General features: G+C 69.7%; 19 protein-coding genes. 7 read left to right on the top strand and 12 right to left on the bottom strand.

Annotated features, from left to right (window positions below):
* Genes LZ199_RS17875 through aroF form a run of 4 tightly spaced genes read right to left on the bottom strand, consistent with a single transcriptional unit; the run spans window position 1 to window position 3,499 of the window.
* Window positions 1-639 carry a phosphoribosylanthranilate isomerase gene (locus tag LZ199_RS17875; RefSeq protein ID WP_253994910.1) on the bottom strand — a complete coding sequence of 213 codons (639 nt, stop codon included), beginning with the start codon at window positions 637-639 and terminating at the stop codon, window positions 1-3.
* Window positions 636-1,394, bottom strand: a complete 759-nt coding sequence (locus LZ199_RS17870) for an indole-3-glycerol phosphate synthase TrpC (RefSeq protein ID WP_253994946.1) — start codon at window positions 1,392-1,394, stop codon at window positions 636-638. The genes LZ199_RS17875 and LZ199_RS17870 overlap by 4 nt, the downstream gene beginning before the upstream one ends.
* 59 nt (window positions 1,395-1,453) lie before the next feature.
* Window positions 1,454-2,470, bottom strand: coding sequence for an anthranilate phosphoribosyltransferase (gene trpD, locus LZ199_RS17865; RefSeq protein WP_253994909.1), 1,017 nt, complete (start codon window positions 2,468-2,470; stop codon window positions 1,454-1,456).
* Between the two features lie 3 nt (window positions 2,471-2,473).
* On the bottom strand, window positions 2,474-3,499 hold the full coding sequence (gene aroF, locus LZ199_RS17860) for a 3-deoxy-7-phosphoheptulonate synthase (RefSeq protein WP_253994908.1): 1,026 nt from the start codon (window positions 3,497-3,499) through the stop codon (window positions 2,474-2,476).
* A 172-nt stretch (window positions 3,500-3,671) separates the two neighbouring features.
* Here aroF and LZ199_RS17855 point away from each other — a divergent pair, with 172 nt between their 5' ends.
* On the top strand, window positions 3,672-4,943 hold the full coding sequence (locus LZ199_RS17855; protein ID WP_407667208.1) for a protoporphyrinogen/coproporphyrinogen oxidase: 1,272 nt from the start codon (window positions 3,672-3,674) through the stop codon (window positions 4,941-4,943).
* Between the two features lie 47 nt (window positions 4,944-4,990).
* On the opposite strand, the gene LZ199_RS17850 is transcribed toward LZ199_RS17855, so the two are convergent.
* The 3 genes from LZ199_RS17850 to LZ199_RS17840 form a co-directional block, all read right to left on the bottom strand.
* On the bottom strand, window positions 4,991-5,938 hold the full coding sequence (locus LZ199_RS17850) for a hypothetical protein (protein WP_253994907.1): 948 nt from the start codon (window positions 5,936-5,938) through the stop codon (window positions 4,991-4,993).
* Window positions 5,939-6,096: 158 nt separating this feature from the next.
* Window positions 6,097-8,061, bottom strand: coding sequence for a molecular chaperone HtpG (gene htpG / locus LZ199_RS17845; protein WP_253994906.1), 1,965 nt, complete (start codon window positions 8,059-8,061; stop codon window positions 6,097-6,099).
* Between the two features lie 149 nt (window positions 8,062-8,210).
* Entirely contained in the window at window positions 8,211-9,011 is an 801-nt protein-coding gene (locus LZ199_RS17840; RefSeq protein WP_253994905.1) for a CBM21 domain-containing protein, read from the bottom strand.
* A 192-nt stretch (window positions 9,012-9,203) separates the two neighbouring features.
* Here LZ199_RS17840 and LZ199_RS17835 point away from each other — a divergent pair, with 192 nt between their 5' ends.
* From LZ199_RS17835 to LZ199_RS17820, 4 genes are all read left to right on the top strand, one after another.
* Window positions 9,204-10,922: a dipeptidyl-peptidase 3 family protein gene (locus LZ199_RS17835; protein ID WP_253994904.1), complete on the top strand. Its 1,719-nt coding sequence runs from the start codon at window positions 9,204-9,206 to the stop codon at window positions 10,920-10,922.
* A gap of 78 nt (window positions 10,923-11,000) precedes the next feature.
* Complete coding sequence (locus LZ199_RS17830) at window positions 11,001-11,786, top strand: fatty acid desaturase (protein WP_253994903.1); 786 nt, start codon at window positions 11,001-11,003, stop codon at window positions 11,784-11,786.
* Between the two features lie 6 nt (window positions 11,787-11,792).
* A complete protein-coding gene (gene msrP / locus LZ199_RS17825; protein WP_253994902.1) occupies window positions 11,793-12,785 on the top strand; it encodes a protein-methionine-sulfoxide reductase catalytic subunit MsrP in 993 nt (330 codons plus the stop codon).
* 3 nt (window positions 12,786-12,788) lie between these two features.
* Window positions 12,789-13,415, top strand: coding sequence for a protein-methionine-sulfoxide reductase heme-binding subunit MsrQ (locus tag LZ199_RS17820; protein WP_253994901.1), 627 nt, complete (start codon window positions 12,789-12,791; stop codon window positions 13,413-13,415).
* A 26-nt stretch (window positions 13,416-13,441) separates the two neighbouring features.
* Here the strand turns inward: LZ199_RS17820 and LZ199_RS17815 are convergent, their stop codons facing one another.
* The 4 genes from LZ199_RS17815 to LZ199_RS17800 form a co-directional block, all read right to left on the bottom strand.
* Window positions 13,442-13,927: a response regulator gene (locus tag LZ199_RS17815; protein ID WP_253994900.1), complete on the bottom strand. Its 486-nt coding sequence runs from the start codon at window positions 13,925-13,927 to the stop codon at window positions 13,442-13,444.
* A gap of 140 nt (window positions 13,928-14,067) precedes the next feature.
* The gene (locus LZ199_RS17810; protein WP_253994899.1) at window positions 14,068-15,327 is read right to left on the bottom strand and encodes a YgdI/YgdR family lipoprotein; all 1,260 of its coding nucleotides are present in this window, start codon (window positions 15,325-15,327) and stop codon (window positions 14,068-14,070) included.
* A complete protein-coding gene (locus tag LZ199_RS17805) occupies window positions 15,324-17,840 on the bottom strand; it encodes a TonB-dependent receptor domain-containing protein (protein WP_253994898.1) in 2,517 nt (838 codons plus the stop codon). The genes LZ199_RS17810 and LZ199_RS17805 overlap by 4 nt, the downstream gene beginning before the upstream one ends.
* A complete protein-coding gene (locus LZ199_RS17800; RefSeq protein WP_253994897.1) occupies window positions 17,840-19,453 on the bottom strand; it encodes a serine/threonine protein kinase in 1,614 nt (537 codons plus the stop codon). The genes LZ199_RS17805 and LZ199_RS17800 overlap by 1 nt, the downstream gene beginning before the upstream one ends.
* A gap of 312 nt (window positions 19,454-19,765) precedes the next feature.
* Here LZ199_RS17800 and LZ199_RS17795 point away from each other — a divergent pair, with 312 nt between their 5' ends.
* Together LZ199_RS17795 and LZ199_RS17790 are read left to right on the top strand one after the other, a co-directional pair.
* Complete coding sequence (locus LZ199_RS17795) at window positions 19,766-20,629, top strand: ABC transporter substrate-binding protein (protein WP_253994896.1); 864 nt, start codon at window positions 19,766-19,768, stop codon at window positions 20,627-20,629.
* Window positions 20,630-20,733: 104 nt separating this feature from the next.
* The gene (locus LZ199_RS17790; protein ID WP_253994895.1) at window positions 20,734-21,183 is read left to right on the top strand and encodes an OsmC family protein; all 450 of its coding nucleotides are present in this window, start codon (window positions 20,734-20,736) and stop codon (window positions 21,181-21,183) included.
* Between the two features lie 37 nt (window positions 21,184-21,220).
* On the opposite strand, the gene LZ199_RS17785 is transcribed toward LZ199_RS17790, so the two are convergent.
* On the bottom strand, window positions 21,221-21,691 hold the full coding sequence (locus LZ199_RS17785; protein WP_253994894.1) for a winged helix-turn-helix transcriptional regulator: 471 nt from the start codon (window positions 21,689-21,691) through the stop codon (window positions 21,221-21,223).
* Window positions 21,692-21,804: the final 113 nt, after the last annotated feature.

Below are 21,804 nucleotides of genomic sequence, written 5' to 3'. Positions count from 1 at the left end.
TCACTCCCAGAGGTTGATGGACTTCGCGGCTCGCACGAAGGCGCGCACCGCGTCCATGTCCTTGATGCCCGGGGCCGACTCCACCCCGCTGGCCACGTCCACTCCGTACGGCCGCGTCGCGCGCACCGCCTCCGCCACATTGGAAGGCTTCAGCCCGCCCGCCACCAACACCGGCACGCCACACCCCGACAGCCCCGCCACCAGCGACCAGTCGAAGCCCACGCCGCCCCCGCCATACCCCGGCGCCGCCCCATCCAGCAGCAGCCCGGCCACATCTCCCACTCCCAGATACGTCCGTGCCCGCGTCACATCATCCGGCCCCTGCACCCTCAGCGCCTTGATGACCGGCACCCCGTAGCCCGAGCAGGCCTCCGGCGGCTCGTCCCCATGGAGCTGCACCGCCGTGAGGCCGCACTCCCGCACCTTCGCCCGGATGTCGTCCGGCGAGGCGTTGACGAACACGCCCACCACCGCGCCCAGCGGAGGCCGGGTGCGTGCCAGCACCGCCGCCATGGCCACGTCCACGCACCGGGGAGAGCGCGCGTAGAAGTTGAGCCCGAGCGCATCCGCGCCCGCCTCCCACGCGCCTCGCGCATCCTCCAGCCGGGTGACGCCACAGACCTTCACCCGGACGCTCACGGTGTCAGGCCTTCCTCGCCGAGCAGCCGCCGCAGTGCCCTTCCAGGCTCCGCGTCGCGCAAGAGCGACTCGCCCACCAGCACCGCGTCCGCTCCGGCCTCGCGCGCCGCCACCAGCTCCGTCACGGACTTGAGCCCGCTCTCGGCCACCAGCGCGCGCGCACGGGCACGCAAGCGAGGCATCACCCGCAGCGCCGTGCCCACGTCCGTCTTCAGCGTCGCGAGGTCCCGGTTGTTGATGCCCACCAGCTCCGCGCCCGCCGCCAGGGCTCGCTCGGCGTGCGCCTCCGTGTGGGCCTCCACCAGCGCGGCGACCTTCACCGCGCGCGCCGTGGCCAGCATCTCCCGCAGCTCGCCATCCTCCAGCGCATCCGCGATGAGCAGCACCGCGTCCGCACCCCACAGCGCGCTCTCCTCCACCTCGCGCGCCGCGACGAGGAAGTCCTTGCGCAGCACCGGCACCGACACCGCCGCTCGCACCGCGACGAGGTCCTCCAGCGCGCCGCCGAAGTCCGGCCCGTCCGTCAACACGCTGATGGCGCTGGCCCCCGCGGCCTCATAGGCCCGGGCCACCGCCACCACGTCCGCATGGGGGAACGCGCCCCCGGAGGGACTCTTGCGCTTGACCTCCGCGATGACGCTCACCAGGCGCCCCGGTGCTCGTCGCAGAAGAGCGTCCGCGAAGTCACGGGGCTCGGGACGCGCGCGCGGCGACAGGGGAGGCCGCAGGGCCAGCTCCCGTCGCTTGCGCGCCATGATGAGGTCCAGCGTCCCCGGCGCGGCCGGAGACGGGGTGCTGCCCGACTGTGCCCCGCTCACGACACGGCCCCGTGGATGAGCGAAGCCAGCTTGCGCGCCGCCGCCCCCGAGTCGATGGCGTGCTCCGCCTTCCGCACGCCCTCGCGCAGGTCCGACACCTGACCCACCACCACCAGCGCCGCCGCCGCGTTGAGCAACACCGCCGTGCGCAGCCCGGAGCGCTCTCCGGCCAGCAGCGCCCGCAACCGCTGTGCATTCTCGTCCGCGTCGCCGCCCGCGATGGCCTCGCGAGGCACCACGTCCAGCCCCGCGTCCTGAGGCCTCACGGTGAACACCCGCACCGTGCCGTCCTCAAGCAGCTCCGCCACCTCGGTGGGCGCGCAGGGCGAGATTTCGTCCAGCCCGTCGTGGCCATGCACCACCCACGCGCGCCGGCTGCCCAGTCGTCCCAGCACGCGCGCGGTCTGCTCCACGCGCTTGCCGTCGAAGGTGCCCAGCAACTGGTAGCGCGCACCGGCCGGGTTGGTCAGCGGGCCCAGCAGGTTGAACATGCTGTGAAAGCCCATGTCCCGCCGTGCCTGCGCCACGTGCCTCAGCGCGCTGTGATGCGAGGGCGCGAAGAGGAAGCCGACCCCGTGCTCGTCGATGTCGAGCGCCACGCGCTCATGCGGGCGCTCCATGGAGACACCCAACGCGGCCAGCACGTCCGCGCTGCCACACCGACTGGAGACGGCGCGGTTGCCGTGCTTGGCCACCGTCACCCCCGCCCCGGCGGCCACGAAGGCCACCGCGGTGGAGATGTTGAAGGTGTGCGCTCCATCACCCCCGGTGCCGCAGGTGTCGAGCACCACCTCCGCCCGGGGAGACAGCTTCGTAGCGCAGGCCCGCATGGCCTCCGCCGCGCCGAGGATTTCGTCCTCCGTCTCCCCCTTCATCTTGAGCGCCGTCGCCAGCGCCCCCACTTGAGCAGGCGATGCCTCTCCCGCGAGCATCAGGCCCATGACCCGGGCCATCTCCTCGCGGGTGAGGTCGCGCCGGCTCACCACCTTGCCCAGCGCTTCCTTGAGTGTCATCGCCTATCCCAGCGACACGACTTCGCGGCCCATCGCCCGCGCAATCGCTCGCACTTCATTCATGGACTTCTCGAACTCGGGGAAGTCCAACGACTGGGCTCCATCCGACTTCGCGCGCGGCGGGTCCGGGTGCACTTCGACGATGATGCCGTCCGCCCCCACCGCCACCGCCGCCCGCATCATCGCGGGCACCGCCTTGCGCACGCCGATGCCGTGCGAGGGGTCCACGAAGACAGGCAGGTGCGAGAGCTGCTTGAGCATGGGCACGGCGTTCAAGTCCAACGTGTTGCGCGTCATCGTCTCGAACGTGCGGATGCCGCGCTCGCAGAGGATGACCTGGGTGTTGCCTCGGGCGACGATGTACTCGGCCGCCATCAACAGCTCCTTGATGGTGGCGGACATGCCGCGCTTGAGCAGCACCGGCTTGCGGCGCTCGCCCACCGCCTCCAGCAAGCTGAAGTTCTGCATGTTGCGCGCGCCAATCTGCAGGATGTCCGTGGCTTCGTCGACCGCGTCCAGCGTCGCGGTGTCCTTCACCTCGGTGGTGACGAGCAGGCCCGTCTCCTTGCGCGCCTCCATGAGCAGCGCCAGGCCGTCACCCTTGAGGCCCTGGAACTCATAGGGACTGGTGCGCGGCTTGAACGCGCCGCCGCGCAGCATGGTGGCGCCCGCCTTCTTCACCGCGTGCGCGGTGGAGAGAATCTGCTCGCGCGACTCCACCGAGCACGGGCCGGCGATGACATGGAACGACGCGCCGCCGATGGTGAGGCCGCCCACGCGCAGCTGCGTGTCCTCCGGCTTCACCTCGCGGCTGACGAGCTTGAAGGGCTGGGAGATGGAGACGGCGTCCGCGACGCCGGGCAGCACTCGGAAGGGTTCTGGCTCCACCGCACCGGGGTTGCCGGTGATGCCGATGGCCGTGCGAGTGCCCCCTGGAATCGCGTGCGGTTGCCAGCCACGACGGCGGATCTCGTCGTTCACACGCTCGATGTCCTGGGCCGTCGCGTCTGGTCGCATCACGATCAACATGGGGATACCCGCTTTCTCTCCGCTAAGTGACGCCGGGAAGCCCGGCGCTGTGACTCCTCGACCGCCGAGGACTCGCCTTCCAGTTCTGCACAGTGTTCGCTCGCGAGCAACCTGCACGGCGGTGCCACTTGTGGCTCGCGCTCCAGCCGACCCAGCATGGAGGGGGGCCAGCGTGGATGTGGGAGAGCGCGTGTCGAACCCGGATGTCATCGTCGTGGGCGCGGGACTCTCGGGGCTGGCGTGCGCGCGAGCGCTCGTCCAATCCCGCTTGAAAGTGATGCTCCTGGAAGCCGACGCGGAACCCGGAGGCCGCGTGCGCACGGACGTGCACGAGGGCTTCCTGCTGGACCGGGGTTTCCAGGTGTACCTCACGGCGTACCCGGAAGGTCAGCGGGCGCTGGATGTCGCGGCGCTGAAGCTTCGGCGCTTCGTGTCTGGAGCGAAGGTGTGGAGGGGCGGGCGACTGCACACGGTGGTGGACCCGCTGCGTCAGCCTGTGACGGCGCTCGCGCACCTGTTCGACTCGGTCGGCACCTTCTGGGACAAGCTGCGGGTGCTGGAGCTGCGGCAGCAGGCGCGCTCGGGCGAGGAGGTGGACGTGTGGCTGCGTCCCCAGCGCACGTCGCGGCGCTACCTGGAGGAGCTGGGCTTCACGGAGGAGATGGTGGAGGGGTTTCTGCGGCCCTTCCTGGCGGGCGTCTTCCTGGACCGCTCGCTGATGACGTCCAGCCGGTTCCTCGAGTTCGTCTTCCGCATGTTCGCCTCGGGTGACACGGCGGTGCCGGAGCAGGGGATGGGCGCGATTCCCGAGCAGCTCGCCGCGAAGCTGCCTCCGGGCTGTCTGCGCGGGCACACGCCCGTGGCGGAGGTGTGGGGGCACCGGGTGCGGCTCGTGGATGGAGAGATGCTGGGAGCGCAGGCGGTGGTGGTGGCCACGGACCCGCCGGCCGCGGCGCGGCTGCTGCCTGGAATGCCGGTGCCGCTGATGAACGCGGTGACGTGTTTCTACTTCGCCGCGCCCGCGCCTCCGGTGGAAGGGCCCTGGCTGATGCTCAATGGCGAGGGCCGCGGCGTGGTGAACAACGTGGCGGTGATGAGCGAGGTGTCCCCGGCGTATGCGCCGCGAGGACAGGCCCTGGTGTCCGTGTCCGCGCTGGGCGTGTCCTCGGATGTGGAGGCGCTGCGCGCGCGGGTGTGCGAGGAATTGAAGGCGTGGTTCGGCGCGGGTGTGGCGGAGTGGCGGCACCTGAAAACGTACTCGCTGCCGTTCGCGCTGCCAGCGCAGACGGTGGAGGCGCTGGAGCCGCCACACCGTCCGGTCCGACTGTCACCCGGGCTCTACGTGTGCGGTGACCACCGCGACAGCGCGTCGATTCATGGCGCGCTGGGCTCGGGTCGGCGCGCGGCCGAGGCCGTACTCACGGACCTGGGGCTGTACTCGTAGCGCCGCGCTCGGCTTCGACTCGACGAGCGCGGCGTTCATTCCACGGCTCAGCGAGCGCCCTTCTTGCCCTTGCGCTTCGCCGCCCCGCGAGGAGCCTTGGCCTTCGGCGCCGACTTGCCCGCCGTGGAGCGCTTGCCGCTCACCGTGGCGCCGCGCCGCTTGCGGCTGAGCGCTCCGCCGGACCGCTTGCTGGTCGCCTTGGGCTTGCGCCGACTCGCCGCCGCCGCCGCGAGCTCCGCCCGGGGGGCCTTCTTCGCGGCGCTCTTGCCCCGCGCCTTCGCACCCGCGCGCTCCGCGGCCTGCTTCCCACGCGCCTTGCCACCGGCAGCCTTGCGTCGGGCGTTCTTCCGCGCGCGTCCCGTCGTCTCCTCAACCGCCGGAGCCGCGCTCACCGTGGGCGCGGCAACGGGCGCGGCCTCGACGGGCGCGGGCTCACGCACCGCGACCTCCGCCACCCCGACGCTCGCCGCCACGGGCGCGCTCCTCGGACGCCCCACCTGGCGCCGGGGGCCCGTGGGGGCCAGTCGCTTCGTCCGGGACGTCGGCGCGCCCAGCAGGTCCTCCGCGTCGCTCGCCTCCTCCGTCCACTGCAACGGGAAGGAGTCCGCGGTCAGCGGCCCGGAGGCCAGGAGCAGCGGCGCCGCCAGCTCGTCCGCGCCGGAGGCCACGGCCGCCATCGCCGTCACCAGGCTGAGCGTCGTGGGCGCGGCCCCACCCAACGGATAGAGCGCCACCGAGCCCATGTCGTTCCAGCCCACCACCAGATAGCGGAAGGCATCGGGATGACGCGCGCGCAGCGTGCTCATCACCAGGACGAAGGCGTTGAAGCCCCCGTCATCGAAGCGCACCAACCACTGGTTGCCGAGCGGCTGACGCACGCGCCGCAGGGGCTTGATGAGCTCGGCTCGGACCACTCCCTGGATGGCGGCGCGCGCCGAGGGGGCCGCCGTCGGAAGGATGTCGCAAGTGAAGACGGCGAAGGAGGTTCGGGACATCCGGCCATCATTCCCTATCACTCACATGGCTGTCTAATGGGGCGGCCCCGATTTGCGCGAAAGGTCGCTGGCGCTGTCCACCAGACGTCGGCGCGACAGGCCCGCCACGGACCTCCAGCCCCGGAAAAGCAGGGCGGAGGTCCATGGTCATGGCCTTCTCAGCTCGCGGCCTGCGTGGGCGCCGGGGCCGGAACCTCGGGCACCGGCGCCTTCGCGGCCTGACCCGCCACCTGCGTCAGGAGCGACGTCAGCCGCCGCGCGAAGCGGTTCGGGTCGGAGATGGTGCTGCCCTCGGTGAGCAGCGCCTGGTCGTGCAAGAGCTCAATCCACTCGGACACCTGCGCCTGCGCGGGGTCCTTCTCGTGCACGGACTTCAGGTGCTCGATGACCGGATGCTTGGGATTGATCTCCAGGATGCGCTTCACGCGCGGCGTCCCCTTGCCCCGCTGCTGGAGCAGCCGCTCCAGGTACGCGGGCGAGCCGCCCTCCGGCACCACGAGGCACACCGGCGAATCCGTGAGGCGGTCCGACACCCGCACCTCGCGCACCGAGTCCTGGAGCACGTCCTTCATCTTCGCGGTGAGTCCCTTCAGCCCCTCCGCGCTCTGCTCGTGCTCCTTCTTCTGCTCGTCGGTGGACTGCAGCTTCAGGTCCGCCTGGAGCGCGGACACCAGCGGCTTGCCCTGGAACTCGCGCAGGCCCTGCGCGGCCCACTCGTCCACCGGGTCCGTCATGAAGAGGACCTCGTAGCCGCGCTGCTTCAACGCCTCCAGATGCGGGCTGTCCTCCACCGCCTTCCGGGACTCGCCGTACATGTAATAGAGCGCCTCCTGGCCCTCCTTCATGCGCGACACGTAGTCCGCCAGTGACGTGAGGCCCTCGTCGCGCGAGCTCTCGTAGCGCAACAGGCCGCCCAGCTTGTCCTTGTGCTCGGCCTCGGTGGCCAGCCCCTCCTTGAGCACCGTGCCGAAGGCCTTCCAGAACGTCGTGTAGTCCTCGGGCTTGTCCTTGGCCAGCTTCTCCAGGAGGTCCAGCGCCTTCTTCACCACGTGCTTGCGGATGGCGCGCACCACCTGCGAGTCCTGGAGCAGCTCGCGCGACACGTTGAGCGGCAGGTCATCCGAGTCGATGACGCCGCGCACGAAGCGCAGCCACTGCGGCACCAGCTCCTCGCAGCGGTCCATGATGAACACGCGCTTGACGAACAGCCGCACCCCGCGCTGCTGCTGCGCGTTCAAATCGAACGGCGGGTTCTTCGGCACGAAGAGCAGCCCGGTGAACTGCTGGTTGCCGTCCGCCTTGAAGTGCGTCCACGCCAGCGGCACGTCCCAGTCGTGCGTCAGGTGCTTGTAGAACTCCTGGTACTGCGCGTCGGTGATTTCGCTCTTCGCGCGCTGCCACAGCGCGCTCGCCTTGTTCACCACCTCCAGCGCGGCCTCTGTCTTCGCGTCGTCCCCCGTTCCGGTGGTCTTCTTCACCTGGAGCTTGATGGGGTGACCCACGTAGTCGGAGTACTGCGTAATGAGCGAGCGCACCCGCCACTCGTCCAGGAACTCCTTCTGGTCCTCCTTCAGGTGGAGGATGACGGAGGTGCCCCGGGCGGCGCGCTCGGCGGGCTCCACGGTGAAGGAGCCGTGGGCTTCGGAAGACCACTTCCACGCCTGCGAGTCCTTGCCCGCCGCGCGGCTGACGACCTCCACCCGGTCCGCGACGAGGTACGCGCTGTAGAAGCCCACGCCGAACTGGCCGATGAGCTGCACGTCCTTCTGCCCGCGCTGGGTCGCCATCTGGAGGAACTCGCGCGAGCCGGAGTGGGCGATGGTGCCCAGGTTCTTCACCAGCTCGTCATGGGACATGCCGATGCCGGTGTCCTCGATGGTGAGCGTGTTCTTCTCCGCGTCGGGGATGATGCGCAGCTCCAGCTCCGGCGCGTCCGACAGCAGCTCCGGCTCCGTAATCGCGCGGAAGCGCAGCTTGTCGAGCGCGTCCGAGGCGTTGGACACCAGCTCCCGCAGGAAGATCTCCTTGTGGCTGTAGAGCGAGTTGATGACCAGGCTGAGGAGCTGGTTGATCTCCGCCTGGAAGGCGTGGGTTTCCCGCTGGGGGGAAGCTTCGACGGTCATGGGTACAGGGCCTCCGGGCGCCCGGGTGGGCGGCAAAGCGTCGTCTCCCCATAACCATGGAAAACAGCCTGTCGAGGGGAGGGCGCCCGGGAGCCTGTCTCCGGGCCGGGCCCGTGAAGGCCTGGCCCCCGGGTTCCCCCTCGAGTGGGCTACAGGGGAGGGTAGATGGGCGGGTAGTTGTACCCGAAGTTGCTGTCCCAGTACGTCTGTCCGTTCACCTCATAGCGGACGTAGAAGGCCGGGGTGGCCGTCCCGGCGGGAATCCGGGCCAGCCAGCGCTCCACGCCCTGGGCGTTGGGGCTGGAGACGTAGGAGTAGCCCACGGTGTACCCGGAGGTGAAGGTGGCGGCGACCTCGTGCGAGGTGGCCCACCCGTCCGTGGAATACACCACGGTGACGCTCTTGGAATAGGACAGGTTCTTCACGTCGATGCCGATGTCCACGTCGCCGTTGGCCTGCCAGTAGCTCGTGGCCACCAGCACGTTGGAGCGCGGCAGGAGCGGCCCGTCCGCGCGGCCCAGGTGGTAGTTGGCCCCGCCGTTGTTGTCCCAGTACGTCTGGCCGTTCGCGGTGAACTTCGCCACGAACTCCAAGTCCCGCGTCGGCTGGGGCGTCGTCCCCCAGCTCTGGTACTGCCGCGTCACCTTCCACAGCTCGTACCCCGCGCCCGCGTCACCCGCGTAGGAGGCGGCCAGGTCCGTCCACGTGCCGTCGGGCTGCTTGTCGTGGATGGCCACCTGCTTCTCGTAGGCCAGGTTCTTCACCACCACCAGGTAGGTGACGTCCTGCCACGTCTGCCCATAGCGGCTGCCCACCGTGCTCACGGCCTTGAGCAGCTTCACCTCGTCCGCCGCGTGCGCGGAGGCTGACGAGAGGCCCACGGTGAGCCCGGCCAGCAGGCACAGCGCCGCGCGCCACCGGGAGAGAAGAGAGAGTCGGTTCGTCGTCATCGCAAGCATCCTCATGAGCCCGCCTGACGACGGGCTCCCGGAACCTGGGGAATCCAGGGCTGTCGCATGTTGGCAGCACGCTCCGACGCGCGTCGCGTCACGTTTCTGGGGACCGTCCGGTTGAAATGTTCTGACGTGCACGGGTGTGACGCGGTGCTGGGAGGGCGCACGGGGTTGGAGTAGGGAAGGGTTATGAACCGAACCCTCCTGTCCCTGCTCGGGGCGGTGCTGCTGTCCGGCTCCGCTGTCGCCGAGGAGAAAGTCCCCACCTCGTTCCCCGACGCCGCGGAGCTGCAGCGGCTCACCGCGCGCTTCGCTCCGGTGGAGCTGCGGGTGGACCTGAAGGCCCTGCCCGACAACGAGCGCCGCGCGCTGGCCCGCGTCGTCCAGGCCTCGCAGTTGATGGACGCGCTGTTCCTGCGTCAGCGCTGGGCGGGCAGCGAGACGGTGCTGCTGAACCTCTTGAAGGACGAGTCGCCCCTGGGCCGCGCGCGCCTGCACGCGTTCCTGTTGGACAAGGGCCCGTGGAACAGCCTCGACGAGGGCCGGCCCTTCCTGCCCGGCGTGCCCCCGAAGCCGGAGGCCGGCAACTTCTACCCGGCCGGCTCCACCAAGGCGGAAGTCGAAGCCTGGATAAAGGCGCTGCCCGAGGCGCAGCAGAAGGAGGCCACGGGCTTCTACACCACCATCCGCAAGGGCACCGACGGCAAGTTCATCACCGTGCCGTACAGCGTGGAGTACCAGGGCGAGCTGGCGCTGGCCGCGGCCCTGTTCCGCGAGGCCGCCGCGCTGACGAAGCAGCCCACGCTCAAGGCGTTCCTCACCTCGCGCGCGGACGCGTTCCTGTCCAACGACTACTACGCCAGCGAAGTCGCCTGGATGAAGCTGGACGCGAGCATCGAGCCCACCGTCGGCCCCTACGAGGTCTACGAGGACGGCTGGTTCAACTACAAGGCCGCCTTCGAGGCCTTCGTGGGCCTGCGCGACGACGCGGAGACGGGGAAGCTGTCGAAGTTCAGCGACCACCTCCAGGAGTTGGAGAGCAACCTCCCCATCGACCCGAAGCTGCGCAACCCGAAGCTGGGCGCGCTGGCCCCCATCCGCGTCGTCAACAGCCTGTACTCCTCCGGTGACGCCAACCGCGGCGTGCAGACGGCGGCGTACAACCTGCCCAACGACGAGCGCGTCACGGAGGCCATGGGCTCCAAGCGCGTCATGCTGAAGAACGTGCAGGAGGCCAAGTTCGAGCGCGTGCTGGTGCCCATCGCCAAGGTGGCGCTCTCCGCGAAGGACCAGCAGGACGTCGCCTTCGACGCCTTCTTCACGCACATCCTGATGCACGAGCTGATGCACGGCCTGGGGCCGCACAACATCACCGTGGCCGGCAAGGCGACGACGGTGCGGCAGGCGCTCCAGGTGGCCTCCAGCGCGCTCGAGGAGGCCAAGGCGGACATCTCCGGCTTGTGGGCGCTCCAGCGGCTGATGGACACGGGCGTCATCGACAAGGCGATGGGCCGCACCATGTACACGACGTTCCTGGCCTCCGCGTTCCGCTCCATCCGCTTCGGCACGGACGAGGCGCACGGCAAGGGCGTGGCCCTGCAGCTCAATCACTTCCTCGACACCGGCGCGGTGAAGGTCAACGCGGATGGCACCTTCTCCGTGGTGCCGGAGAAGATGAAGCAGTCCGTCACCTCCCTGACGAAGCAGCTGATGGAAATCCAGGGGAAGGGAGACAGGAAGGCCGCGGAGGCCCTGCTGGCGAAGATGGGCGTGGTGCGGCCTCCGGTGCGCAAGGTGCTGGAGCGCCTGAAGGACGTGCCGGTGGACATCGCGCCCCACTACGTCACGGCGGAGGAGCTCGTTCGCGAGGCGACCGCACCCGCGACCGACGCCGGCGTGCGGAAGTAGCCACGCTCGCTGGTCCGCCCCCACGCACGGTGGGTTTCCCGTGCGTTTCGGGCGGACCGGCCCCATGAGTCAGGAGAGATGGAGAACTCGGCCCGCTATCGCTCGGACCCGCTCGGACCCTGGGGCGTCCTCGTCGCGCTCGTCCTCATTGGCGCGTGGGGGACGCATCTGGCGTGGATGCTGTTGTCGCCCGAGCTGCCCTGGGACTCCCCGCTCACCTGGCTGCATGTCGCCTTCCAGGGGTGGCTGTGCACCGGCCTGTTCATCACCGGCCATGACGCCATGCACGGCACCGTGGCCCGTCAGGGCTGGGTGAATGAGACGGTGGGCACCGTCGCCTGCTTCCTCTTCGCCGGCCTGTCGTATCGCCGACTGGTGCTCAACCACCACGCCCACCACGCGCAGCCCACGGGCGAGGCGGATCCGGACTTCTCCACGCGCACCCAGTCCTTCTGGCCCTGGCTGGGCACGTTCATGGCCCGCTACACCACGCTGCCCCAGCTGGGGGTGATGGCGGCCAAGTTCAACATCTTCGTCTTCATGGGCGTCTCCCAGCCGCGCATCCTCGCGTTCTGGGTGCTGCCCGCCGTGCTGGGCACGCTGCAGCTCTTCTACTTCGGCACCTACCAGCCGCACCGCCGCCCGGACACGCCGGACATGGCGCCCCACCACGCGCGCACCCTGCCGCGCAACCACCTGTGGGCCATGTTGTCGTGCTTCTTCTTCGGCTACCACTGGGAGCACCACCAGTCCCCCGGTACGCCCTGGTGGCGGCTGTGGCGGGTCAAGGACGCCCGAGCGGAGGAGTCCCGGGCCTCGCCAGCGTCTCGCGATGTAACGGCCGGACGGGTTGGCCCGTTATAAAGGGGCATGAGCGACAAGCCGCCCGTGGAGCCGCCCGGCTCCGAAATCACCCCTGAGCCGCTCTACCTGCGCCGCCGCGAGCTGTTGAAGAACGCGGGCCTGTTCGCCGGCACCGCCGCCGCTGTCGCGGGAGGCCTGTACCTCCTGAGTGGCAAGCAGCGCCGCGCCATGGACGCCTATGTCCCGGATGCGGGGGCGGTGACGGGGCCTGTGGCGAAGGCGTCCAGCGAGTTCGACACGGACGAGCCGCGCACGCCGTACGAGGACGTCACCACGTACAACAACTTCTACGAGCTGGGCCTGGACAAGAACGACCCGGCGCGGCTGGCGCACTACCTCAAGCCCCGGCCGTGGACCGTTGCCATCGACGGCGAGGTGCACGAGCCCCAGACGGTGGACATCGACCAGCTGCTCTCCTGGTTCTCCATGGAGGAGCGCGTCTACCGGATGCGCTGCGTGGAGGCGTGGTCCATGGTGATTCCGTGGCTGGGCTTCCCGCTGGCCGCGCTGCTCTCCCGCGTGAAGCCCACCAGTCACGCGCGCTACGTGTCCTTCACCACGCTGATGGACCCGGAGCAGCTCCCCGGCCAGAAGCGCGGGGTTCTGGACTGGCCCTATGTGGAAGGGCTGCGGCTGGACGAGGCCATGCACCCGCTCACCTTCATGGCCATGGGCCTGTACGGCCGGCAGCTCCCCGCGCAGAACGGCGCGCCGCTGCGGCTCGTCGTGCCGTGGAAGTATGGCTTCAAGGGCATCAAGTCCATCGTCCGCATCAGCCTCACGCGCGAGCAGCCATTCACCACGTGGAACCTCGCGGGGCCCGAGGAGTACGGCTTCTACGCCAACGTGAATCCCGCCGTGGCGCACCCGCGCTGGAGCCAGGCCACCGAGCGGCGCATCGGAGAGGGCCTGGAGCGCCGCCCCACGCTGCCCTTCAACGGCTACGCCGAGCAGGTGGCCCACCTCTACACGGGGTTGGACCTGCGGAAGAACTACTGAGCCATGGCCTCGCCTCCCTATCCCTGGCTCAACCCCGCGCTCGCCGTGGGGGGCCTCGCGCCCCTGGCGCTCCTCGCCGTGCAGGGCCCGCAGGGCGCGCTGGGGCCCAACGCGGTGGAGGCGGCGCTCAACCAGACGGGGCTGCTCGCGCTGGTGCTGTTGATTGCGTCGCTGGCGTGCACGCCGCTGAAGCTCGTCTCCGGGTGGACGTGGCCGGTGCGCATCCGCCGCACCCTGGGCCTGTTGGCCTTCACGTACGCGTGCGCGCACTTCCTCACGTATCTGGTGTTGGATCAGGGCCTGTCGCTGAAGGCGCTGCTGGAAGATCTGGTGAAGCGCCCCTTCATCACCGTGGGCTTCACCGCGCTGGTGCTGCTGGTGCCGCTGGCCGTCACCTCCACGAACCGCTGGGTGCGCCGGCTGGGCTTTCCGCGCTGGCAGCGCCTGCACCGGCTGGCCTACGTGGCCGCGGTGCTGGGCGTGGTGCACTTCGTGTGGCGGGTGAAGCAGGACGTCACGGAGCCGCTCATCTACGGCGCGGTGCTGGCCCTGCTGTTCGCGGTGCGCGCGGGAGAGGCGATGCGAAAACGCCGGGCCCGCGCCGCTTCGGCGGCCCGGAACCCGGCGTGAGTGACGGCGCGAGCCCTTGTGGGCGACTACTTGCGCGGCAGCGGGAGGATGGTGTCCACCAGCGTCATGAGCTGCGCGCAGCTCACCGGCTTGCGGACGAAGGCGCTGATGCCGGCCTTCTGACCCAGGGCGCGGACCTCCGCCACGTTCGGGTCTCCCGTCATCATCAGGATGGGGACCTTGGCCAGCTTGGGGTTGGCGTTGGCGCGAATCTGCGCCGCGAAGTCGGCGCCGTTCATCCCGTCCATGTGGAAGTCGGTCAGGATGAGGTCGATGGTCTCCGCCTCGGCGACCTTCAGGCCCTCTTCGGCGGACTCCGCCTCCAGGAACTCGAAGTTGCGGGCCATCAGGTAGATTTTCAGCAGCGTCCGGATGGAGCGGCTGTCGTCCACCAGCAGCACGCGCTGCGGCGCCGCACCCGTGGCGGGCCGGCTGCCTCCCAGAGGGCGCGCCGGGTCCGTCGTGGTGCGGTTGGGAACGGGCTCTGGAGAGGGGAGGGTGCCGGCCTTCATCGGATCATCAACCTCTGGTGGGGCTGTCCCCCTGGAGACCCAATCATGTTGACGGAAGGACATGCCGAAGTCAAAGCACCGTCCTTCCTCTCCTTTTTCCAGTGTGGGGCGTCACACACCCCACTTGACGGAGCGTGCAATCAGAGGACCTCGAGCACGAACGCCTGGCTCTCCACGCCCGTCAGCCCGATGCCCGCGGCGATGGGCGGGGCCAGCTCGTTGGGGACGCGCCAGGTCTGCCCGGTGGATTGGATCAGCACCACCGAGTAGCGGCCCTTGGGCAGGCCATCCAGGCGCGCCGGAGCGGCCGGGTCCCGGGCATCCAGGGCGATCGCCTGCACGCCCACCATCAGCTCCTGCACGAACACGGGCGTCGTCCGCGGGTTGCCGTTCTCATCCTTGAGCGCGGCGACAATCGCGTCCGGCACGAGCGCGGCGCCCAGCACCACCAGGTCCGGCTGCCCGTCGCGAGTGCCGTCGGCGTGCACGTAATCGATGCCACCCTCTTCGAGGATGCCGTCGAGGATGCCGTTGCGGTCCAGGTCGTTGTCCTCCAGGAGTCCGGGGCCGTCCGCCAGCTTGCGCACGACGACGCGCGGCCAGAGGTCGGGGACACCGTCGCCGTTGGCATCATCCGGGGCGCCGTCGCGGTTGGCGTCCACGAAGCTGACGAGGAACGCCTTGGAGCGCTGGACCACCGCGCCGCCCTCGATGTTCTGTGGCGTCAGGCGCAGGACCTTGGGTGGCGCGCCCGCGGTGAGGGTGTGGTCGCCGTTGACGACGGTGACCTGGAAGGCGGGCCGGTCCAACGGCACCTGCGCGGTGGCCTGCGAGAAGCTCACCGTGACGTTGGTGAGAGGCAGGGGATTTCCCTCCGCGTCCTTGGTGACCTCCAGCGTCAGGGGCACGCCGTTGGTGGGGTCCACCGCGGCGCCGCCGACGTCACCCGTGTTGGGCTCGCTGGTGACGCCGTACCAGGGATTGAAGTCGGAGCCATGGCAGGGCACCACGCCGGCACTGCAGGAGTCCACGTCGATGAAGCCGCGCAGCGTGTACTTCCCCGCGGCCACGAGGCTCAGCGCGAACGGCGCGGTGAAGGGGCCGGGCGCGTCCGTGCCGAGCGCGGGGCCGAAGAGCTGCTCGGCCGGGACGACGGTGAAGGCGATGGGGCGGCCGGTGCCCTGCGGCGGAGGGGGCCGGCTCGCGTCGTAGATGAACACCACCGCGTTGCCCCGCGCGCGCGACTGCACGACGAGGTTTCCCTCGATGCGCGCGGTGTGGATGTTCTGCCGTCCATCCGCGGTGGGGACCACCGTGGGGGACTCGCAGCCCGCGACGAGCAGGGACGCGGCGAGCACGCCCCCCAGCGACTGCTTCCAGGAAGAGAGGGTGCGGCTCATGGAGTCACCGTCAGCGTCGCGTAGACGCGCCGCTCGATGCGGTTGCCGAAAGGATGTTGGGAGTGCGCGGAGCCCAGCTGGCTGCCCACCAGCGCGACGTCCACCGTGTTCTTCACCGCCGCGTAGCCGACGCGGGCGTTGATGACGGCGTAGGCGCCCAGCGGGTTGGACAGCAGCTCGATGCGCGTGGGGTCCGACGCGGCGGGCTCGCGCTCAATCCACGTGGTGGACGAGGTGAAGGCCACGTCCACGCCGAACTCCAGGTCCGCCTTGGTGCGGTAGGTGACGCCACCGTACAGCTTGAGCTGCGGCGCCTGGCTGCACGGGCCGCACTCCGCCTTCTCCTCCAGGTCCGACGTCACGTTCTGGAAGGCCGCGCTCGCCTTGACGCCCAGGCCGTCCACGGGGGCCAGGGTGAGGCCCGCCTCCACGCCGCGCGCGGTGTAGATGGAGTCCTCGTTGACGAAGCGCGAGCGGCCGATGAGGTAGTTGCCCGTGGCCCCGTCATACGATTCGCCGGGCGGCAGCCGCTCGAAGGCGGACAGGCCGATGAGGTCCTTCACCCGGTTCTGGTACAGCGCCAGGTCCCAGTCCATGCCCAGCTCCGCGGACTCGCCGCGCCACCCCAGCTCGAACGCGGTGAGGCGCTCGGGGCGCAGCCCGGTGTTGCCGGTGGTGAGCGCGCTGGCGCCGTTGACGCCCTGCACGGGGACCAAGAGGCGCGTGTAGCTCTCCAGGAACGTCGGCTCGCGGAAGGCGGACGCCGCGCTGATGCGGAACGCGTGGCCTTCAATGGGGATGAACAGCGCGGAGATGCGGGGCGAGTGCGCCAGGCCCGGCGTTCCGTTGTCCAACAGCGGGTGCCGGTCCACGCGGTAGCTGGCGACCAGGCGCAGGGGCTCGGCCAGCCGCCACTCGTCCTGCACGAAGGCCGCGGCGTGAATCTCCTCGCGCAGCGGGCCCAGGTAGTCCCAGCCCACGCGCTTGAGGCGACCCTCGACGCCCACGTTGAGCTGGTGCTCGCCGCCCAGCTGGAAGGCGCGCGCGAAGAGCAGCTCCGCGTTGAAGAGGTTGGAGCTGATTTCGGTGCCCAGCGAGCGCTGGCCAATGGGCTCGTACTGGGGCCCTGCGTTGCCGGAGATGTGGTTCCAGAACGTCTTCAGCTTGAGCGGCCCCAGCTCCACGTCGCCCTTGGCGTACGCGCCCAGGCCGTCAATGAAGTAGTTGCGCAGGAGGCCCAGCGGATAGATTTCCGTGGTGTAGCGGTGCACGCCGCCGGACAGGCCCACCTGCTTGCCCTCGCCGAAGCTGTACACGGCGGACAGCGTGCCACGCGCGCCGCGCATGCCGATGTCCGGATCCGGGTCTCGGAGCACGATGTCAGGCCGGTTGCTGGCGTAGTCGCGGCTCCACTTGTCCGCCTGCGAGTACGCCACCGACGTGCGGTAGCGCAGCGCGCCCGTGTTGCCATGGCTGAGGAACGAGCCCGCCACGCTGCTGCCGGTGCCTGCCATGACGTTGAAGCGCGCTCGCGGGCCCGAGCCCGGGGCCTGGGTGATGATGTTGATGACGCCCAACATGGCGTTGGCGCCGTACAGCGCGCTGCCCGGGCCGCGGATGACCTCGATGCGCTCGATTTCGTCCAGGCCGATGGGGATGGTGGACCAGAGCGTCAGGCCGAGGAAGTCCTGGTACTCGGTGCGGCCGTCCACCAGCACGAGCACCTTGTTGGCGATGCGCTGGTTGAAGCCGCGCAGCGACACGTTGGCGCTGCCGATGCCCAGCGACATGACGTCCGCGCCCGGCACCCGGCGCAAGAGCTCCGGCAGGCTGGTGGCGCCCGACAGGCGGATGTCCTCGGCGGTGATGACCGTCGTGGCGTTGGGCGCCTCCAGCGAGGACTGGGCGCGGCGGCTCGCCGTCACCACGCGCTCCTCGTAGGGCACCGCGCCATCGTCGCCGTTCGCGGTCTCCGCGACGCCGGGCAGCACGGAGGGCACATAGGTGGACGGCGTCGCGGTGCCCGTGCCCGTCGTGGGCATGGACTCCGCGCGCTCAATCGCCTTCTCCAGCCGCTCCAGGAGCGCGCCCAGCTGCTGCTGCGACTGGATGCTGGCGGGCGGGGGCGGCATGGGCAGCGCGGAGTTGTCCGGCGACTCCGCGGTGGCCTGGCTCGCGCGCTGCTTCTCCTCCAGCGCGGCGATGGTGGCTTCGACGGAGGGCGCGTCCGCCGGGCTGCTGGCGACGTAGCGCTTGTACGTGTCGAGCGCCTCCGCCGTCCGGCCCGCGTCCTGGTACGCGCGGGCGATGTTGTAGAGGACGTTGGGGTGCGGCTTGATGGCGTAGGCCTGCTCCAGCTCGGCGATGCCCTCGTCGTACTCCTTCTTGCCGATGAGGCTCATGCCGTTGCGGAAGTGGCGACGCGCTTCGAGACGTGCGTCCGCCAGGACCTGCGTCGCGCACAGACACAGCGCGAGCAGGCCCACTCGTTGAAGGGCTTTGTAGTGTCTCACTAGTACGGGTTGTCCTTGAATTTGTCGTTCGAGTCAGGGGCCCGCGGGGGACGGGGAGAACTCGACTTCTTCTTGAGCTTTTGGGTGACGGCCTGCTTCGCGCCGGAGCCCACGGCGACGACGGTGACGGGCTGGTAGCCGTCCAGGGTGAAGGTCAGCTCCGCGCGGGCGCTGCCATCATCGTCCAGGGGCACCTTGAGGTTCAGCGGCGTGGCGCCATGGTCCTTGCCCCGGTAGCGCACGCGCGCGCCGCTGGGCTCGCTGGCGATCTCAAAGCGCACCATCGGGCCGTTGCCAGCCACCAGCGGCGCCAGCGCCAGCTCGTCATCCGCGGAGCCCGCGGCGGCCGCGGCCGGGGTGTTCGCGGCGGCGGGCTGCGGGGGGACTGCCGGGGCCTGGGTCGGGTTGGCCGGCGCGGTCGCGGTGATGGGAGGCGAGGCCAGGGGCTTGGGCATCGGCGTGGACGGGCGCAGCGCGAAGGCCAGCGCCACGGCGCCGCCCAGGAGCAGCGAGCCGCCGAAGATGGCCAGGGGCAGCATGCTCCTGGCGGGCTTCTCGGGCGGCTGCTCCTCGACGGCGATGTCCAGCGCCATGGTGCTGGGGCCGGAGCCGGGCGCGCTGATGGGGCCACTGCGCGGGCCGCTGCCGACGCCCGTGAGACGGGGGCCGCTGAAGACGCCGCTGACGCCCACCGCGTGCGCCACGCGGCGCATGGCCTCCAGCACCTCGTCCATGGACTGGTAGCGCTCGACGGGGAGCTTCGCCATGCACTTCATCACCAGCGCTTCCACTTCGGCGGGCACGGTGTGGCCGGGCCAGATGGCGCCGAAGGCGGGGGGCGGCTCGTTGATGTGCTTGACGATGACGTCGATGCTCTGCGCGGCGAAGAAGGGCGGCTGGCCCATCAGCATCTGATAGAGCACCACGCCCATGCTGTACACGTCGCTGCGCGGGTCGGCGATGTTGCGCGCCTGCTCCGGCGCCATGTACTGCGGCGAGCCGAGGATGATGCCCGCCTGCGTGAGCGACGTGTCCTGCTGCACGTCGGCTTCGCCGATGAAGGACTTCACCAGGCCGAAGTCGAGCACCTTGACGATGTCGTGGTCCGTCTCCTGGTTGAGGACCATGACGTTGGCGGGCTTGAGGTCGCGGTGGATGAGGCCGACCTTGTGGGCCTCGCGCAGCGAGCGGGCGATCTGCTGCGTGATGTTGAGCGCGCGCGCCCACGGAATCGGGCCCACCTGGGTGAGCAGCTGGCCGAGCGTGAGCCCGTCCAGGTACTCCATCGCGATGTAATAGATGCCGTCGTCCGTCTTGCCGTAGTCGATGACGGTGACGGTGTTGGGGTGGCGCAGCTTCGCGGTGACGCTGGCCTCCAGGAAGAAGCGCTTCTGGAAGCCCGGGTCCTTGCCCTCGTCGTTGTAGTGGGGGTTGAGGACCTTCAGCGCGACGAGCCGGTCCAACGGCGCCTGCATGGCCTTGTACACGCGGCCCATGCCACCGGCTCCCAGGGTCTCCAGGATACGGAAGCGCTCGTTGAGGACCCGCCCAAGAAGCGGGTCCACCATGTTGTCGGGTGGGGCGCCATTCGTCGGGGCGTTGCTTTCGATCATGTCTGCCCCCACCGACCGGGAAGGCACACGTCGCTCCGGTCGAACATGCGCTGGAATGCTAACACCGCAATCGTCCACTCCCCAAGCGACCTGCCAGGTTGGCGCAGTGCATCAAAGGCCGAGAAACCGGCTGGGCGCGCCAAAGTCCAGCACCGGACATCGGTTGAGACGACGCGTGCGGCAAGTGGGACGGTTGGACCGTCAACGTGAGCGACTGGGAGTGTGAAACCCGCTTTCCGCGAGATGTATCGACATGCTCGGTGATGTCGCATCGGAGCGGCCGAGCGAGCGGGAGCGCGTTAGGGTGGCTGCATGAGCGTCCACCTGACCGAGTTGCTTTCCTCCGCGCCACCGTACCCGAGGCGGGTGGTGTGCATGACGGAGGAGACGACGGAGGTGCTCTACCGGATTGGCGCGGGGGACCTGGTGGTGGGTGTGTCGGGCTTCACGGTGCGGCCTCCGGAGGCGCGCAAGAAGCCCCGGGTGTCGTCGTTCCTGGACGCGAACTTCGAGCGGATTCTCGAGCTGAAGCCAGACCTGGTGTTGGGGTTCTCCGACCTGCAGGCGGACCTGGGCCGTGAGCTGTGCAAGCGCGGCGTGCCCGTGTACCTGTTCAACCAGCGCTCGCTCGCGGAGATATTGCAGACGGTGCGCGTGACGGGGGCGCTGGTGGGGCGCGCGGAGGCGGCGGAGAATCTGGCCGCGGAGCTGACGGCGAACCTGGAGCGGCACGCGGAGGCGGCCCAGAAGCTGCCGCGCCGGCCCCGCATCTTCTTCGAGGAGTGGCACGAGCCGCTCATCTCCGGCATCCGCTGGTGCTCGGAGCTGGTGGAGCTGGTGGGCGGCGAGGACATCTGCCGCGAGTCGCGCGCGTCGCAGGGCGCCAAGGGCCGCATCTTCGAGCCGGAGGAGGTTGCCCGGCGCAACCCGGACGGCGTCATCGCCAGCTGGTGTGGCCGCAAGGCGAAGCGGGACAAGATTGCCGCGCGGCCGGGCTGGTCCCAGGTGCAGGCAGTGCTGGATGATCAGCTCTATGAAGTGAAGAGCAGCCTCATCCTCCAGCCGGGGCCTGCGGCGCTGTCGGACGGCGTGGAGCGCCTGGCGCGCATCGTCTCGGCGGTGGCCCGAGGTGAGAAGCTGCCGGTGCCGAAGGGCGCGGACCTGCGCGGAGCGTGAGTCGGGCTCCCTCGAAGGAGGGAGTGCCTCGCGGCAGGAGACTTCCGCCGACGTCGAGCGCCTATGCTGCGCGCCGCAAGGACACGCGACTCTGGAGGTGTGACGTGGAAGGGTTTCCGCTGCGGCTCAAGTGGCAGGGTTCAACCGCTGACGAGTACAGCCGCGACGCGGTGGCGGGCACGGAAGGCAAGCCCGACTTGCTCGTCAGCTCGGGCACGAACTACGGCGGCAGTGACGCGCGCTGGAATCCGGAGGACTTGCTGGGCGCGTCGGTGGCGCAGTGTCACCTGCTCACGTTCCTGGCGCTGGCGAAGAAGCTGCGGCTGGACGTGCGCTCCTACGACGACCAGGTGACGGTGTTCGTGGACACGGTGGAGAAGGTGAAGCGGGTGAGCAAGGTGAGGCTCGCGCCGCTCATTCGCGTGGCACCCGGCACGGACGTGGAGAAGGTGCGCGAGATGTTCGTGAAGGCGCACAAGTACTGCTTCATCGCCCAGAGCCTCAAGGCCGACGTGGTGATGGAGCCGACCATCGAGGCGCTGACGGCGGAGTAGGGCGCGTCGCTGGCCGTGGCTCCGCGAGCGCCACGGCTCACCGCTTCGAGCGAGGCTTCTTCTCGGAGACCTTCTTCACGACGGTATCGGTCGACGTCAGGGGGCGGCCGCTCTCCGAGCGCACCTCCATGGCGCGCACCGGCCGCCCCTGCTCCGTGTCCACCAGGACGGAGCGGGCCTCGTTTGGCTGGAAGCAATGGTGTTCGCCCCACTGCCTCAGTCCGACGAGCACCTGGAACAAGTCCCGGCCCTTCGGGGTGAGGACGTAGTCGTGGAACGCGCTGCCGTCAGACGCGGGAACGACCTCCAGGATGCCATGAGCGACGAGGTGACGCAGGCGGGTCGCGAGGATGTTCTTCGCCACGCCCAGGTTCTTCTGGAACTCGCCGAACCGGCGCAGGCCGTCGAACGCGTCGCGGATGAGCAGCAGCGACCACTCGTCGCCGATGATGTCCACGGACCGCTCGACGGGGCACTCCGTCCGGCTCTGGGGCTTGCGCTTCGCCATGTCGCCTCTCGCGTTCCCGGCCACCCCCGTGAAGGACGCGGTGGAGCGCGGGTCTCCTGTCGCTTGGGTTGAAATAGCAAATCCCCGCCGCTAATTCCGGGTGGTTTCATTTT

Source organism: Myxococcus qinghaiensis, assembly GCF_024198215.1.
Lineage (GTDB): Bacteria > Myxococcota > Myxococcia > Myxococcales > Myxococcaceae > Myxococcus > Myxococcus qinghaiensis.
Note: the sequence above shows the minus strand (reverse complement) of the source record. Positions and strands in the feature narration are given on the sequence as shown.